The organism is Paraburkholderia phenazinium, assembly GCF_900100735.1.
Classification (GTDB): domain Bacteria; phylum Pseudomonadota; class Gammaproteobacteria; order Burkholderiales; family Burkholderiaceae; genus Paraburkholderia; species Paraburkholderia phenazinia.
Genome location: NZ_FNCJ01000003.1, coordinates 421384 through 436246 on the forward strand (window position 1 = coordinate 421384; position 14863 = coordinate 436246).

Below are 14863 nucleotides of genomic sequence, written 5' to 3' on the forward strand. Positions count from 1 at the left end.
GTGTCCCCAATATGGCAAGATGCGCGTATTCCTGTGGCCTCCGCTGATTCGATTTCGACATGTCCCTGCCTCATGCACTGCTCACCTCGCTTGCCGAACGCCCCGGCTCCGGTTCTGAACTGGCGAGCCGCTTCGACCGCTCGATCGGCTATTTCTGGCACGCCACCCATCAGCAGATCTATCGCGAGCTAGGCCGTCTGGAGGAAGCGGGCTGGATTGAGTCGCTGCCTGCCGAGTCGGGGCGTGGCCGCAAGCGTGCCTACCGGATCCTGCCGGCCGGCAAAAAGGAACTGCGGCGCTGGATTGCCGAAAGCGAGAACCCGACGCCGCTACGCGACGAGTTGATGGTGCGGTTGCGCGCGGAGGCGGTACTCGGTCCTGCTGGCCTGGAGGCGGAAATCGAGCGGCGCCTCGCGCTGCATCAGGAGAAACTCGACCTGTACCGCGAAATCGAGGCACGCGATTTCCCGGAGGATCCCGCATCGCGAACCGCGCGCCTTCAGCATCTGGTGCTTAAGGCCGGCATCGCGCAGGAGCAGTTCTGGGTCGAGTTCTCCCGCGAGGCGCTCGACATATTGGGTCCATCGAAGCGGAAATGATGGTGTGACGGCAAGCGCGGTTGTGCGGCTCGCGTTTGCGCTGAGGTTTCGATGCAAACGTGCGTCCTGGACTTGGCGGTTGCATGCACGGCTCTCGCGAAATTTTTTCGCCCGCGCTTGACAGCGCCTACATGAGCAACTAATCTCTACACGCTGCTTAGCTCAGCGGCCGTAAGCGTTTAACGTCAACCAACGCGCAACATCGATCCCGGGTGAATTTTTTCGCCTTTGGGTCGTCTGCGCATGAGGTTGACGAAAATGTCTTGCCAGTCTTACCCACTCCTTCATCGGCTTCCAGCAAGCCATCTCCCAGGTACTCCGCTTTCTGCCGGCGCGCAATTCGCCTGGCGGATGCCTTTGCCTGCTTCGTTCCCGCGCCGTTTCGCCAAAACTGCCTGCAAATGGCGCGGCGTTTCGCGTCTGCCGCACTGCCCTCCAGCAAGCATCGCAGCAAGCTGCGCGTCTGCCCTGCACAGCGGCTTCGATCCTGCTTGCAGGCGAAGCAAGCGTGGTGATTCCGATGAAATTGGCAATTAAATAAGCAGTCCTAGGTAGATTCCACTCCGAAAATACCATTCGGAATAACTCTATTAAACAGGTGAAACCTTGAAACTCAACCATCTTAGCTTTCCCTCGTCCGACGTCGAAGCGACGGCCGCATTCTTCGAGCGTTACCTTGAATGCAAGGTCGCACCGGCTGGAAGCGGCCGCTTCCTGTCACGTCCCGACTTCGACATTGTTATCGAACACGCCGAAGGTCGCGTCGACGAATGGCCCAGGAATTTCCACATTGGAATCGAGCTCCCGGCAGTCGACGACGTACAGGCCATGTACGAGCGTTTCGTGGCGGAAGGGATCAGAATGGAGACCCAACTGCTCAAACATCCGCGGGGCTCGCGGTTCTTCTGCTGGATTCCCGGCGGCTTCTTGCTGGAGGTCAACACGCGCGCGGACGTCGCGGAGCGTTATCGTCCGATGTTCGCGGGCGGCCAGACGCTGAGCGCTGACTCCTCGCAATAACGCGGGAACCACGGGCGCTCGATAGCGCCCGTGCAAGCCCGTGTCGATACGTGCAACTTGCCCCGCTCACCGTCGCCGTATCGCGAGGCAACGAAGCGGGCCACTGACGCATGCAGATAAGCGCGGCACATAGGGTTGGAGTTAGCGCCGGGTTGCGTCTATCCTTGTTTCACCGCCTCGCCGCCCACCGCGCCTTGATGCATTTCGCGCTGAGCGTAGCCGCCGCGGCGCTTGCAAGGTTCACGCCTCGCAGGCTAAACCTCAGAACGGAGAAAACCAAATGACAGTTTCGATCTCGCGTCGCGCTCTCATGCTTCTCGCCGGCCTCGCGCTCGCAGGCACCGTCTCGCTCGCGCAAGCGGCGCCTGTCGCCTTTACCGTCCCGCTCACCGGCGACCAGCAGGTGCCGCCGGTCCAGACTCCCGGCAACGGCACGGCCAACCTGACCTACGACCCAAGCACACGGATCGTCACGTGGAATATCACCTTCAGCGGCCTCTCCAGTGACGCCACCATGGCACACTTTCACGGTCCCGCTCCGGCCGGTAAAAATGCCGGAGTAAAAGTCTGGATCTCGCAGAAAGGCACGATGTCGGTGACCAGTCCGCTCAGCGGTCAGGCCACGCTATCGCCTGAAGAGGCACAGGAATTCATCGCTGGCGACATGTATATCAACGTGCATACGAAGACCAACCCGGGCGGCGAAATCCGCGGTCAGGTCGTGCCACCTAAATGAAACTTAGGGAGACTAAGAGCAGTTGATAGCCATTGAAAGCAACTGACCTGATACGTCGCTGCGTCCTCACAGATAAGCGGCGAGCAACATCACCGCGATCGCGCCGGCTATCAGCATCAGCAGCGCCAGCCACGCTGGCGTCTGCCGCGGCGCGGCGACCGATGCGGGCAAGGGCTTGTAGCCGGTCAGCATCGGCCGTACCAGGTTGTGGCCCTTCACTAGCGCATAGAGCGTGATCACCAGCACGTGCATTGCGACGGCTGCGAGCAGCACGTCCCACACCACCGCATGCAGCGTCGAAATGGCATTGGCGATCCAGGCGGGCACCCATTCGCTTAACGGGCCTTCGTCGGCCACTTCGTTGTAGACGTAGAGACCGCTCAGCGTTTCCAGCAACAGCAACGCGAGCAGCAGCAACACCATCCAGCCGCCCGCCGCATTGTGGCCCACCTGGTCGTCCGGTTCACGGCGAAACAGATGCCGCAGATGTCGCAAGGCCGCTGCTGGCGAGGCGACGAAACTGCCGAAGCGCGCCGTCTCGCTGCCGAAGCAGCCCCACAGCACACGAAACAGCAACAACGCCAGCAGCGCCTCGCCTATGCGCACGTGCCAGTCGATCCAGTTGAGCTTGAGCGTCGCATAAGCCGAGGCGACCAGCACCACCACCAGCCAGTGAAACAGGCGGGTCGGCGCATCCCACACAAGCACCCGGCGGCGCACGGGTGGCTCCCCATGCACCGGCGGCGGAACAGGATCGTCAGCGTTCATAGGTCGCGCCCTGGCAAACGAGACAGCATCCGGACGAGGTTTGCAACTAGTCTAGAACAGATACAAACCCGCAATGAACACGGCACCCGAGAACAACAGCGCCGTGACGCAATAGCCCATGATGTCGCGTACGCCAAGGCCGGCAATCGCCAGCGCCGGCAGCGCCCAGAACGGTTGCGCCATGTTGGTCCAGGCCTCGCCGTAGGCGATCGCCATCGCCGATTTGCCGAGGTCGGCGTGCAATGCCTGAGCCGCCGGCATCACAAAGGGCCCCTGCACCACCCAATGGCCGCCGCCGCTCGGCACCGCGAAATTGATGACCGCGGAACTGAGGAACGCGAGCAGCGGGAAGGTATGCACATTGGCAATTTCCACGAACCACGTGGTGATGATGCCGGCCAGCCCCGAATGATCCATCAGCGCCTGAATCCCGGCGTAAAACGGAAACTGGATCATGATGGCGGAGGCGCCCTTCGCTGCGGCGCCGACCGCTCGCGCATACGCCATCGGCGTCTTGTGCAGCACCATGCCGGCGGCGAGGAACACCAGGTTCACCGTGTCGATATCGAGCGTAAACCCCTTCTGGACCGTACGCACCACCAGATACGCCGCGCACACCAGGGCGACCAGTAGCGCCAGAACGCGGCTCTCCTCGATCCGCTCGGCGAGCGTCGCATTGGCCGGCAGCGTGCGTTCGACCGAAGGCGGCTCTTCGAGCAGCGCCGGGTCCACCGCCACCACGTCTTCAGGCTTGGGCATCATCAGCCGCGCGAGAATCGGCAGCAGCAGGATCAGTCCAAACGTGATGAAGGCGTTGTAGCCGGTGAAAATCGTATGCGACACCGGAATCAGCCCAATGGTCTTTTCCATCGGATTGCCCTTGGTGGCAGCCACCAGCGGCACCGAGCCGGACAGGCCGCCGTGCCACGTCAGGAAGCCCATATACGCACAGGCCACCAGCAGACGGTAATCGGTGCCCTTGACTCGCCGCGCCACTTCGCGCGCCAGCATCGCGCCGAGCACGAGGCCGAAGCCCCAATTGATGGCGCATGCCACCGCCCCGCAAAACGCCACCAGCATCACGCCCTGCGCGGGCGTGCGGGCCGAACTGGCCAGTCCCACCAGCAGGCGTTTGACCGGACCTGAACTGGCGAGTGCATGGCCGGTGACGAGAATCATCGCCATCTGCATCGAGAACGCCAGCAGATTCCAGAAGCCGCCGCCCCACATGACGACCAGTTCCGCCGGCGCCTTGGGCGTCAACCCAAACGCGAGCGCGAAGGTCGCAATGGTCAGGAAAATCGCGAAGATTAAAGGGTCAGGCAGGACGCGATGCACCACCTGCGTGAAAAAGCTCGAGATACGCTGAATCAACTGTCTACTCCTCGTCACCAATGATATTTTTAGTGGGCGCCGTGATGCGGCCTTCTGCCTTTTGTTGGCGGCCTTCCGATGGTGGCCTTCTGTCGAGCCCACTGCCCCGGCCGCGATTTTTGCATGAAACCCGGGGTTTTGCTGCGGCGCGGGCAAGCGCCTTCGCCGCGCCATTGGGATGGCGCGTCACGCAGACAACGAAGAGGGATGCGCCTAGATGGGGGTGGCGTGCGAGCGCCGGTAGTGAATATGCGCCGGCACCTGCAGCGACTCGGGATTCGCATTGCCCTCGAGCATCGCAAACACGGATCGCAAGCTATGCTCGGCCAGTTGCCGGCTGTCCTGCACGATCGCGTCGATGGCAAGCGGCAGGCAATCGAGCAGTTGATGATCGTCGAACGACATCAACAGGTCAGGCGCCTGCGCCAGCTTGTGCGCCTCGCTCATGAACGACAGAACCCCTTCGAGCAAGGTGATCGAGCCGGTGAACAGCGCCTGCGGATAGCGCCCATGCGTGGCAAACCATTCCTGCATCAAGACGCGGCCGGATTCGCGCTGGAAGTCGCGCTCGTACACCCAGTCGCTCTGCTCGGCAAGACCATGCGCGGCCAGCGCCTGACGGTAACCGGCGAGGCGATCGCGGCTTGCCGACACTTCCGGGCGGCCGCCGAAGTACACCACTTCGCTCGCGCCCTGCTTGAGCGCGTCGCCGACCAGCGTCGCGACGATTTCGGTGGCGTCCGTGACCACATACGGAATCTCGCTGTCGTCGACCCGGCGGTCGGCGAACACGAGCGGCAAGCGTTTTACCCACTTCTGATAGCGCTCCGCTTCCGCCGTGCACGGCACCACCACGAGGCCGTCGACCTGATGCGAAACGAGGTGGGCGATCCCCTCGGTTTCGCGCACCGGGTCTTCATCGCTCGTCACCACCACGAGCTGGCAGCGGTACTGCTCACGGCATTGCCATTCCATTGCCTGAGCCAGCGCGGAGTGTACGGAGTTTGTGATATCGGGAATAACCAGGCCGATCGTATTGCTGCGGCGCGAACGCAACGCGCGGGCCGATTGCGAGGGCGTGAAATGATGCTCCTTCGCGACCTGCAGCACCCGTTCGACCGTGGCGGCGGAAATCCGGTAGCGTTCCGCATAGCCATTCAGCACCATGCTCGCGGTCGTGCGCGAAACGTTCGCGAGACGTGCGATGTCATCAATGGTCAGGCGCTCGAACTGGGTCACGCTGGCTTCCTCGCGGCAGTAGGTCGACGCCCTCGCTTCATGCAAACCCGGCAGGCCCGGCAGCGGCTGCTGCGGCGAGCTGCCATCGGCCACGGGCCTATGCGGCATGCACCAGTCAGGTCGTGGCGGGAGGCGCCGCCACACCGGTCAACACCGGGTGGCGGGCGGCACTGCATCGACGTTGATTTCAGTGCCAGATGGTACTACGCGGATGAGCCGCTGAGAACTTGCAGTTTTTACAGGTTACTGCTTATAGAGGTTCAGCGGTACCGGGATGAACTTGTCCACGGCCTGGCCGTCGACCAGCTTCTTCGCCGTCTCTACGCCATACTGGCCGATCAGTTCCGGCTGCTGCTGCACGGTGGCCGCCATCGAGCCGGCCTTGACAGCGGCAATCGCGTCGTCGGTGGCGTCGAAGCCCACCACGGCCACGTTCTTCAGGCCAGCCGCCTGCAGCGCCTTCACCGCGCCGAGCGCCATCTCGTCGTTCTGCGCGAATACGCCCTGGATGTCCTTGTTGCTCTGGATGATGTTTTCCATCACCGACAAGCCCTTGGCGCGATCGAAATCAGCCGGCTGTTTGGTGACGATCTTCACGCCGCCCTTCGCCTCCACTTCGGTATCGAAGCCGGCGCCGCGCTCGTTCGCGGCCGACGAGCCCGGAATGCCCTGCAACTCGACCACATGACCCTTGCCGCCCAGCTTGTCGACGAGGAAGTCCGCAGCCATCTTACCGCCGGCCTTGTTGTCCGAGGCGATATGCGAGCTGACCTCGGCGCCGTTCACGCTGCGGTCGAGCGAGATCACCTTGATGCCCTTGCCGGTGGCTTCCTTGACGACGTTGGCGACAGCCGACGAATCGGTCGGATTGATCAGGATCACGCTGACCCTCTTCTGGATCAGGTCTTCGACGCTCGCCTGCTGTTTGGCCGGATCGTTTTGCGCGTCGACGGTGATGAGGGTCACGCCTTCCTTCTTCGCTTCGTCTTCGGCGCCCTTGCGCAGCGAGACGAAGAACGGGTTGTTGAGCGTCGAGATCGACAGGCCCACCGTCACGGCGCCGCCTGCGGCCGGTGCCGAGGCGTCGCTCGCAGGAGCGGCGGCGGTGGTGTCCGGGCCTTGCTTCGAACAGGCGGCCATGCCGACAACCAGCAAAGCAGCGACGAGTGGCGAAACCAGCGGGGAAATCATTTTCTTCATGGTCGTCTCCTGAGTCCTATCGGTAGAGTGTGACTGCATCATTTAGTCGTACTACGCGGCTTGCGCCGCTTCTGCGGTAAAAAAATCCTTGCGGCCGCTTCGTTGCAAGATGCGCCGAAGCGGCCGCGTAACCCGGTCTTACTTCTTGTTGCCCCGGTCGATCAGCACGGCGAGCAGGATCACCCCGCCCTTGATAACCTGCTGGTAGAACGACGACACGTCCATCAGGTTCAGGCCGTTATTCAGCACGCCGATCAGCAATGCGCCCACCAGCGTGCCGAAGATCCAGCCGCGCCCGCCTGTCAGGCTGGTGCCGCCCAGCACCACCGCGGCGATGGCGTCGAGTTCGTAGCCGGTGCCGGCGGTCGGCTGGGCGGAATTCAGGCGCGAGGTCAGCACCACGCCGGCAATCGCCGCCATCACGCCGGAGATCGTGTACACCCACAACTGAACGCGATCGACCTTCACCCCCGAAAGCCTGGCCGACTCGGCGTTGCCGCCGGTCGCATAGACGTGGCGGCCAAACACGGTCTTCTTCAGCACGAACCAGAAAACGGCGAACATGATGAGCATCAGCACCACCGGAATCGGCACGAGCCGCGCCACATAGCCGCCCCCCAGCATCGAGAAGAAGTCGCTGTTAAAGCTGCTGATCGGGCTGCCGTTGGAGACCACCAGGGCGAGCCCGCGCAGCACGGTCATCGAGCCGAGCGTGGCGATGAACGGCGCCACCTTGCCTTTGCTGATGACGAGGCCGTTAAAGAGCCCCATCACGCCGCCGGCGGCGATGCCGGCGAGCGTCGCGAGCACGGCCGGCGTGCCGCTTTGCATCAGACTCGCAATGATCACCGACGAGAGCGCCAGCACCGAGCCCGCGGACAGATCGATGCCGCCCAGCAGGATCACAAGCGTCATGCCGAAGGCAATCAACGCATTGATCGACGCCTGGCGCATCACGTTGAGCAGGTTGTCGAGCGTGAGGAAGTTGGGGCTGATGATGGAAAGCCCCACCGCGATGATCAGCAGCGCGATGAACGGCCCGAGCTTTTGCAGCGTGGCCTTGTTACTGGGTGTCATGGTCAATTGCGCCATTTCGTGTCTCGCTCGGGTCTCGATTGCCGGCTGCGTGGGCTGTCGGCAAATGGGTTGATCAGGTGTGTCGCCGCTTATGACTTATAAAACCGTGCTAAGCCGTACTAAGCCGTGGCCGGGTTGCCGCCGGTGGCGGCCGTCATGAGCACTTCCTGGGTGGCGCCGGCTGCCGCGAAGATGCCGTTCTGCCTGCCTTGGTGCATCACCAGGATGCGATCGCTCATCGCCAGCACTTCGGGCAACTCCGAGGACACCATCACGATCGCCACACCCTGTGAGGCCAACTGGTTGATGATGGTGTAGATCTCGGCCTTGCCGCCCACATCGACGCCGCGAGTGGGCTCGTCGAGCAGCAGCACCTTGGGCGGTTCCGCGAGCCACTTGGCGAACACCACCTTCTGCTGGTTGCCGCCGGAGAGCGACTTCACGTCCAGCTCCGCATCGCGGGTGCGAATGCGCAACTGCTTGATCAGGTCGGCGACGGCGGCGCGTTCGGCGCGCTCGTTCACGACGCCGAGACGCGCGTAGCGATCCAGATGGACCAGCGTCGCGTTTTCGCGCACCGACATGCCGAGCACGAGGCCCTGGCTCTTGCGGTCTTCGGTGACAAAGCCGATGCCGGCCGCAATCGCGCCGGACGCATCGCGCACCTCGAGCGTGCGGCCGTCGAGCGAGACCGAGCCTGCCGTCTTGCGGTTCAGCCCAAACAGCGTGCGCAGGATCTCGCTGCGGCCCGCTCCCATCAAACCGGCCACGCCGAGCACTTCCCCGGCGCGCACGTCGAACGAAATGCCGGAGATGTTGCCGTCGTCGGCGAGGCCCGACACAGCGAAGCGCACCTCGCCGGGCGTATGGTTGCGCTTCGGAAAGCGCTCGCCCAGCTCGCGCCCCACCATCAGGCGCACCACTTCATCGAAACCGGTGTCCTTGACCGCACGTTCGCCCACAAAATGGCCGTCGCGCAGCACGCTGACCTTGTCGCAGATGCGGAAGATTTCTTCCATCCGGTGCGAGACGTACACCAGCGCCACGCCGCGCGCCTTGAGCGCCAGCATGATCTCGAACAGCGTCTCGATCTCGCGGTGCGTGAGTGCGGCGGTCGGCTCGTCCATCACCAGCACGCGTGCGTCGAGCGAGAGCGCCTTGGCGATTTCCACCAGTTGCTGCTGGCCGATCGAGAGGCGCCCGGCTTCCGTTTGCGGATCGATATTTTGCGCGCCGACCATGTCGAGCCATTTGCGCGACTGCTTGCGCATCGCGGCGGAGTCGACCACGCCGAAGCGGCTGGGCTCGCGGCCGAGAAACAGGTTCTCCATCACCGACAATTGCGGAATCAGATTCAATTCCTGGTGGATGATGGCGATGCCGGCGCGTTCGGCGTCGACGGTGTGGCGGATCTGCACGGCCCGGCCGTCGATCAGGATCTCGCCGGCATCGGCCTGGTAGACGCCGCTCAAAATCTTCATGAGCGTCGACTTGCCGGCGCCGTTCTCACCCATCAGCGCGTGAATCTCGCCCGCGCCGATCTTGAAGTCGACACCTTCGAGCACGCGCACCGGCCCAAAAGCCTTGCCGATGCCCCGCATGGTCACTTGCATGACACGCCTCTTTCAGAAAAACGCCGCGCCGCTAACGGCTTGCGCGGCGCTCAAAAAATCACACCCGAATGCAGGATCACATTCGCGTAGGGACTGCACTCGCCGGTGCGAATCACAGCCTTGGCCTGCTGGCAAAGGCGCTTGAATTGCTCATGCGGCACATCCTCGACAGCAACCTCGGCAACGCGCAACTGCGTCATGCGCTGCGCTACCGCAGCGTTGTGCGTCAGGCTTTCGCTTGCGAACACCGCGCGCTCGACCTTGAAATCGGCCAGCACGCTGTCCAGCACGTCGAAGAAGCCCGGCACGCCAAGCGTGAGCGAGACGTCGATACATTCGACGCCATCGGGAATCGGCAGACCGCAGTCGGCAATCACGACGCTGTCGGTGTGGCCCATGCCGGCCAGCACGCGGGCGATATCGCGGTTCAGGTGTCCGAGTTTTTTCACGCTTGAGCCTTCAGAAACTGTTCGAGTTCGGCGAGCGTGGGCATGCCGCCCTGCGCGCCCGCGCGGGTGACGGACAAGGCGCCCGCCGCATTGGCGCGGCGCATGGCCTGCCCGGCCCCCAGATGCCAGAACGCGGCGAGCGCGCCGTTGAAAGTGTCGCCGGCGCCGGTGGTATCCACCGCTTCGACCTCAAAGCCAGCCTCGTGGACCAGTTCGCCATCCTCACGACTGGTGTAGGCGCCTTCCTTGCCGTGGGTCATCGCAATGCGCCCCGGCATGCGTCGCAACACTTCGGCCCACGGCTCGCCCGCGGTTTGCAGTGCAGCGGCGAGTTCGTGTTCGTTCGGTGTGAGCAAGGTGGTCAGCGCGATCAGCTCGGCAGGCAACGCAACGGCCGGCGCCGGATTCAGGAAGAACGGCTTGCCGAGGCGCCTCGCGAGCCTTGCCGCATGCAGGACCGTGTCGAGCGGCACTTCGAGTTGCGCGAGGACGATATCGGCCTCCGCGAATGCCTCGTGCGCACGATCGAGATCGGCGGCAGCGAGTTCATGATTGGCGCCCGGCACCACCACGATGGCGTTGTCGCCACCGGACAGCGTGATCGAAGCAATCCCGGTCGCGGCGTTTCCAGTAGAGACCCAGCGTGTATCGATGCCCTCGCGCACGAGGGTCGCCTTCAACTGTTCGCCGAATGCATCCGCACCGACGCAGCCGATCATCGTCACTTCGGCGCCCAGACGCGCTGCCGCGACCGCCTGGTTGGCGCCCTTGCCGCCCGGCCAGGTGGCGAAATGCGTGCCGAACAGCGTTTCGCCAAGACGCGGAAACGCCTCGGTCGCGACCACCATGTCCATGTTGATGCTGCCCACCACCACTACGCGCGCCATACCGCTCCTTCAAACTGCCCGCCCCGCGCTGTTGACGGGAGCGTGAATTTTTGTCGTGCTAAAACGTAATCAGCTTTGGAGCGGATTTATACCAGAGCCGTCCGCCGGACGGAAGGTCTCCCAGGGTATAACCCGATAAGGGTCAGGTGAGCAGGTGGATGGCACCTGCCTGTATCTGCAAGAAGCAGGTTTAGCTGCGCCGCTGTTCCAGCCGTTGTTCGAGGCGTCGCGGGATCAGAACGGGCAAGCGCAGGAGGAAGCCGAAGAAAAGCCGCAGATGCATCCACGACAACAGCAGGTTGTCGCGCAGGTAGTTGAAATGCGACACACCGCCCTCTTCGGCGCGGAAATAACGCACCGGGGCGTCAATGTTGATCGGCCGCACGCCTTCCCAGCACAAACGCACGGCGGCCTCCGGATCGAAATCGAAGCGGCGCATCCAGACGTGCTGACTCATCACCTTGCGCAACGGCTCGACCGGATACACGCGAAATCCGTACAGCGAATCGCCGATGCCGGCCCACAGGGTCTCGAGGTTGGCGCAGCCATTGGAGAGCCGCCGGCCATAGACGCGCGCCTTCGGCGCCTGCGCGTCGAACTTCGGCATGCCGAGCACCATCGTGCCCGGTTGTGCCTGCGAGGCGTTCATGAAACCCGGGATCAGACTGGCCGGATGCTGGCCGTCGGAGTCCATTGTCAGGACATGCGTGAAACCGAGGCGCGCGGCTTCGTCGAGACCGTGCAGCACGGCCGCGCCTTTGCCCTGGTTGTGCGGCAGCACGATGACGCGCAGCCCGGCATCCTGCTCGGCCAATGCCTGCAAACGCGCGGCGCTGCCATCGGTGCTGCCGTCGACCACCACCCACACAGGGTTCCAGTGTTCGCGCGCGCTGCGCACGGTTTCATAGACTTTTTCGCCGGGGTTGTAGCTCGGAATCAAAACCAGGTGAGTTGGCGAGGGGCTCGTTGTGCGCATGGAATACAGCAAATCGAATAAGGGTTTTTTATGGTCGGTCTAATGCCCGGCTTGATCGTCCGTCTTACGGTCCGCTTTGTGGTTCGCTCCGTGGTCCGCTTTGTAGCCCATCCGTCACGCGCAGATTGCGCCGCCGGCCGCGCCATGCGTGCCAGGTGCGCGGCGCGTTCAGCAGCGCCGACACGTAGTACACGCCCTTGAACAGGCCGAGCGAGCGCCAGATCGGCGTGTTCTCGAAGATATCGCCGGCGAGGAGCGAGAGCAGCGCCTCTTTCATGCGCAGCACGTTGCGCGGCGCCATGAAGAGCTCGCGCATCGCCGGCGAGGTCATCCGGTAGATGAACCAGGAGAACGCTTTGGGCCCATGCCGCAGACGTTTGTCGAAACGCGCCAATGCTGCATCGGCGCGCGCCGGATCGCGCAGGCAGACGTCGATCGCCTCGGCGCCGGCGAACGCGCTTTGCATCGCCAGCATCACGCCGGACGAGAACACCGGATCGATGAACGCAAACGCATCGCCCAGCAGCAGGAAATTGCGGCCATGCGTCAGCTTGCCGGTGTACGAATAGTTGCCGGTGGCCGTCACCTCGTTCACGCGCTCGGCATGCTCGAGGCGTTCGGCGAGCGGTGCGCACAAGGCGATCGTGTCGGCGAAAAACGCTTCGAGCGAGCGGCCCTTCGGCCGGCTTTTCAGGTAATGCGGCCACACCACCGCGCCGACACTGGTAGTGCCGTCGGCAAGCGGAATGAACCAGAACCAGCCGTGCTCGAACCAGAAGACGGTGATGTTGCCTTCGTGCTCGCCGAGGTTGCGCTGTGCGCCGCGAAAGTGCCCGTACAGCGCGGAGCTGTTGTGCCTGTCGTTGCGGCGCTTGCTCTTGAACTGGTTCGCGAGCAGCGTGTCGCGGCCCGAGGCATCCACCACGAAGCGCGCGCGGCACCGCTCTTCACTGCCGTCTTCATGCTGCGCGCGAATCACGGCGCCGGAGCCGTCCGGCAGAAACGCGACGTCGCGCGCCTGGCAGCCTTCCACCACCTCCACGCCATGTACCGCTGCATTACGCAGCAGCAGGTGATCGAGCTCCGAGCGCCGCACCTGATAGGCACCCGGCATCGATTTGTCCCACGCATCGGCGAACAGGAAGCGCTCCATGCGGTTGCCATGCTGCGGCGAAACAAATTCGGCGCCCAGCTTGACCATGCCGATCGCCCTCACCTGCTCGCCCACGCCAAGGCGGTCGAACAGGCGCAGATTGGCGGGCAACAGCGACTCGCCGATATGAAAACGCGGGTGCCGTGCCTTCTCCAGCAGACGCACGCGGTAGCCGCGGTCGGCGAGCAAGGTGCCGGCGCTCGAACCGGCCGGCCCGCCGCCGATCACGATGACATCCCAGAGCGCTGCGTCAGGTTGAATTGCTTCGGCCATCGTTTTCCTCTCGATACTGACGTTGCCTCGTGAGCACGTGCCGTGCCACGCCGTCAGTGTCAGGCGAGACCACCGTTGATGGACAGTACCTGGCCAGTCACATAAGCCGCGGCATCGGAGACGAGGTAGGCGACCATGGCCGCGACTTCCTCAGGTTGGCCCGCGCGCTGCGCCGGCACTAGTTGCTTGATCCGCTCAGGCGCAAATGCCGGGTCCGCCATGGGCGATTCAATAACGCCGGGCGCCACCGCATTCACGGTAATGCCGCGCGAAGCCAGTTCGAGCGAGAGCGATTTCGTCGCGCCGATCAAGCCGGCCTTCGCCGCCGCATAGTTCACCTGACCGCGATTGCCCATCACGCCCGCCACCGACGCCATGTTGACGATGCGCCCCCAGCGGGTGCGGATCATCGGCATCAGGAGCGGCTGGGTGACGTTGAAAAAGCCGTTCAGCGTCACATCGATCACGCTGCGCCATTGCTTCTGGGTCATGCCGGGCATCGGCGCGTCGTCGTGGATCCCGGCGTTGTTGACCAGAATCTGCACGGGCGCCTGCTCCAGCATGCCTTCGAGGGCGATCCGCGTCGCGTCGGCATCGGTCACGTCGAAGGCGATCGCATGAGCTGTGCCCCCCGCCGCGACGATTCGCTGTACGGTGGCCTCGGCCTGCGCGAGGCCGCGGTTCGCATGCACCCAGACTTCGTGGCCCGCCTGCGCCAACGCCACGCTGATGGCCTGTCCCAGCGCGCCGCTGCCGCCTGTCACAAGCGCTCGCATCGACTCTCCATTACTCTTTGCTTTCAAGACTCACCGAGCACGTCCGTGCACCGCCGGCACGGGCCCGCTCGCTAGCGGATCCGGTGCGCCGCCACGTATGCGGCCAGCGCCCCAAGCGTGGCGAAAATCTTCTGGTTGTCCGGATTGTCCGAACGCAGTTCGAAGCCATACTTCTTCGAAATCAGCAGCGCAATTTCGAGGATATCGATCGAGTCGAGTCCCAACCCTTCGCCGTACAGCGGGGTATCGGGGGTGAGCTCGTCGAGTTGCACGTCTTCGAGATTCAGTTCGCCGACGATCAGCGCGGCGAGCTCTTCTTCCAGTTTATTCATTGTCTTGTCTGCCGGGATCAATGCCAGTGGAAGGGGGGCCAAACGCCCGCTATGCAGCTTCTGCGCGGCCCCCTTCAGGACAGCGTCTGGGCGCAGCAGGCCTTGTTACCCCGTCGGACCGGCACGCTGCCCGCTGTATATGGGATTGTAAGTCTGCGGCGATTCTAGAGGAGCGGTTCTGGCTCGTATACGGTGAAAGGGTTACATGACGTTTTGTGGCGGCTGCGTCCACGAGTCAGGGTCCGAAAGGCGAAACCCCGTGCGCGCCTTGCTTTGGACGGTGCGCTAGAATTGCGCCCGCCGCACGCCGTGCACGCAATCACACAAACAGTTACAAAACCGGGTGCGAACCCGGTGCGTTCAGACTGGTCTTTACACAGGTTCCGGTCAG

15 protein-coding genes are annotated in these 14863 nt (G+C 63.4%); 3 read left to right on the forward strand and 12 right to left on the reverse strand.

Annotated elements, in window-relative coordinates; genetic code table 11:
* Positions 1-59: 59 nt before the first annotated feature.
* The 3 genes from BLQ92_RS09010 (at position 60) to BLQ92_RS09020 (ending at position 2355) form a co-directional block, all read left to right on the forward strand.
* A complete protein-coding gene (locus tag BLQ92_RS09010) occupies positions 60-599 on the forward strand; it encodes a PadR family transcriptional regulator (RefSeq protein ID WP_090683548.1) in 540 nt (179 codons plus the stop codon).
* A 606-nt stretch (positions 600-1205) separates the two neighbouring features.
* Entirely contained in the window at positions 1206-1619 is a 414-nt protein-coding gene (locus BLQ92_RS09015; RefSeq protein WP_090683550.1) for a VOC family protein, read from the forward strand.
* Between the two features lie 280 nt (positions 1620-1899).
* Positions 1900-2355 carry a CHRD domain-containing protein gene (locus tag BLQ92_RS09020; RefSeq protein WP_090683551.1) on the forward strand — a complete coding sequence of 152 codons (456 nt, stop codon included), beginning with the start codon at positions 1900-1902 and terminating at the stop codon, positions 2353-2355.
* Between the two features lie 66 nt (positions 2356-2421).
* On the opposite strand, the gene BLQ92_RS09025 is transcribed toward BLQ92_RS09020, so the two are convergent.
* The 12 genes from BLQ92_RS09025 to BLQ92_RS09080 form a co-directional block, all read right to left on the reverse strand.
* Positions 2422-3123 (reverse strand): cytochrome b/b6 domain-containing protein, encoded by a 702-nt coding sequence (locus BLQ92_RS09025; protein WP_090683553.1) that lies wholly within the window; start codon positions 3121-3123, stop codon positions 2422-2424.
* Positions 3124-3174: 51 nt separating this feature from the next.
* The gene (locus BLQ92_RS09030) at positions 3175-4497 is read right to left on the reverse strand and encodes a TIGR00366 family protein (RefSeq protein ID WP_090683554.1); all 1323 of its coding nucleotides are present in this window, start codon (positions 4495-4497) and stop codon (positions 3175-3177) included.
* 213 nt (positions 4498-4710) lie between these two features.
* Positions 4711-5844: a LacI family DNA-binding transcriptional regulator gene (locus BLQ92_RS09035; RefSeq protein ID WP_244106167.1), complete on the reverse strand. Its 1134-nt coding sequence runs from the start codon at positions 5842-5844 to the stop codon at positions 4711-4713.
* Positions 5845-5979: 135 nt separating this feature from the next.
* The gene (gene rbsB / locus BLQ92_RS09040; protein ID WP_090683556.1) at positions 5980-6936 is read right to left on the reverse strand and encodes a ribose ABC transporter substrate-binding protein RbsB; all 957 of its coding nucleotides are present in this window, start codon (positions 6934-6936) and stop codon (positions 5980-5982) included.
* Between the two features lie 138 nt (positions 6937-7074).
* Positions 7075-8013: an ABC transporter permease gene (locus BLQ92_RS09045; RefSeq protein WP_341806676.1), complete on the reverse strand. Its 939-nt coding sequence runs from the start codon at positions 8011-8013 to the stop codon at positions 7075-7077.
* 119 nt (positions 8014-8132) lie between these two features.
* On the reverse strand, positions 8133-9626 hold the full coding sequence (locus tag BLQ92_RS09050; RefSeq protein ID WP_090683559.1) for a sugar ABC transporter ATP-binding protein: 1494 nt from the start codon (positions 9624-9626) through the stop codon (positions 8133-8135).
* A 50-nt stretch (positions 9627-9676) separates the two neighbouring features.
* Positions 9677-10075, reverse strand: coding sequence for a D-ribose pyranase (rbsD, locus tag BLQ92_RS09055; RefSeq protein ID WP_090683561.1), 399 nt, complete (start codon positions 10073-10075; stop codon positions 9677-9679).
* Positions 10072-10962: a ribokinase gene (gene rbsK / locus BLQ92_RS09060; protein WP_090683563.1), complete on the reverse strand. Its 891-nt coding sequence runs from the start codon at positions 10960-10962 to the stop codon at positions 10072-10074. The genes rbsD and rbsK overlap by 4 nt, the downstream gene beginning before the upstream one ends.
* A gap of 190 nt (positions 10963-11152) precedes the next feature.
* Positions 11153-11938 (reverse strand): glycosyltransferase family 2 protein, encoded by a 786-nt coding sequence (locus BLQ92_RS09065; RefSeq protein ID WP_090683565.1) that lies wholly within the window; start codon positions 11936-11938, stop codon positions 11153-11155.
* A gap of 64 nt (positions 11939-12002) precedes the next feature.
* Positions 12003-13364: an NAD(P)/FAD-dependent oxidoreductase gene (locus BLQ92_RS09070; RefSeq protein WP_090683567.1), complete on the reverse strand. Its 1362-nt coding sequence runs from the start codon at positions 13362-13364 to the stop codon at positions 12003-12005.
* Between the two features lie 59 nt (positions 13365-13423).
* Positions 13424-14140 carry a 3-oxoacyl-ACP reductase FabG gene (gene fabG / locus BLQ92_RS09075; RefSeq protein WP_090683568.1) on the reverse strand — a complete coding sequence of 239 codons (717 nt, stop codon included), beginning with the start codon at positions 14138-14140 and terminating at the stop codon, positions 13424-13426.
* Positions 14141-14211: 71 nt separating this feature from the next.
* Positions 14212-14472, reverse strand: coding sequence for a phosphopantetheine-binding protein (locus tag BLQ92_RS09080; protein ID WP_090683570.1), 261 nt, complete (start codon positions 14470-14472; stop codon positions 14212-14214).
* Positions 14473-14863 lie beyond the last annotated feature (391 nt).

Bases quoted from the DNA above. Each gene is read 5' to 3' on its own strand.
- BLQ92_RS09010 (WP_090683548.1), top strand. From the start codon at position 60: ATGTCCCTGCCTCATGCACTGCTCACCTCGCTTGCCGAACGCCCCGGC.
- BLQ92_RS09020 (WP_090683551.1), top strand. From the start codon at position 1,900: ATGACAGTTTCGATCTCGCGTCGCGCTCTCATGCTTCTCGCCGGCCTC.
- BLQ92_RS09025 (WP_090683553.1), bottom strand. From the start codon at position 3,123: ATGAACGCTGACGATCCTGTTCCGCCGCCGGTGCATGGGGAGCCACCC.
- BLQ92_RS09035 (WP_244106167.1), bottom strand. From the start codon at position 5,844: ATGCCGCATAGGCCCGTGGCCGATGGCAGCTCGCCGCAGCAGCCGCTG.
- rbsB (WP_090683556.1), bottom strand. From the start codon at position 6,936: ATGAAGAAAATGATTTCCCCGCTGGTTTCGCCACTCGTCGCTGCTTTG.
- BLQ92_RS09045 (WP_341806676.1), bottom strand. From the start codon at position 8,013: ATGACACCCAGTAACAAGGCCACGCTGCAAAAGCTCGGGCCGTTCATC.
- BLQ92_RS09050 (WP_090683559.1), bottom strand. From the start codon at position 9,626: ATGCAAGTGACCATGCGGGGCATCGGCAAGGCTTTTGGGCCGGTGCGC.
- rbsK (WP_090683563.1), bottom strand. From the start codon at position 10,962: ATGGCGCGCGTAGTGGTGGTGGGCAGCATCAACATGGACATGGTGGTC.
- BLQ92_RS09065 (WP_090683565.1), bottom strand. From the start codon at position 11,938: ATGCGCACAACGAGCCCCTCGCCAACTCACCTGGTTTTGATTCCGAGC.
- BLQ92_RS09070 (WP_090683567.1), bottom strand. From the start codon at position 13,364: ATGGCCGAAGCAATTCAACCTGACGCAGCGCTCTGGGATGTCATCGTG.
- fabG (WP_090683568.1), bottom strand. From the start codon at position 14,140: ATGCGAGCGCTTGTGACAGGCGGCAGCGGCGCGCTGGGACAGGCCATC.
- BLQ92_RS09080 (WP_090683570.1), bottom strand. From the start codon at position 14,472: ATGAATAAACTGGAAGAAGAGCTCGCCGCGCTGATCGTCGGCGAACTG.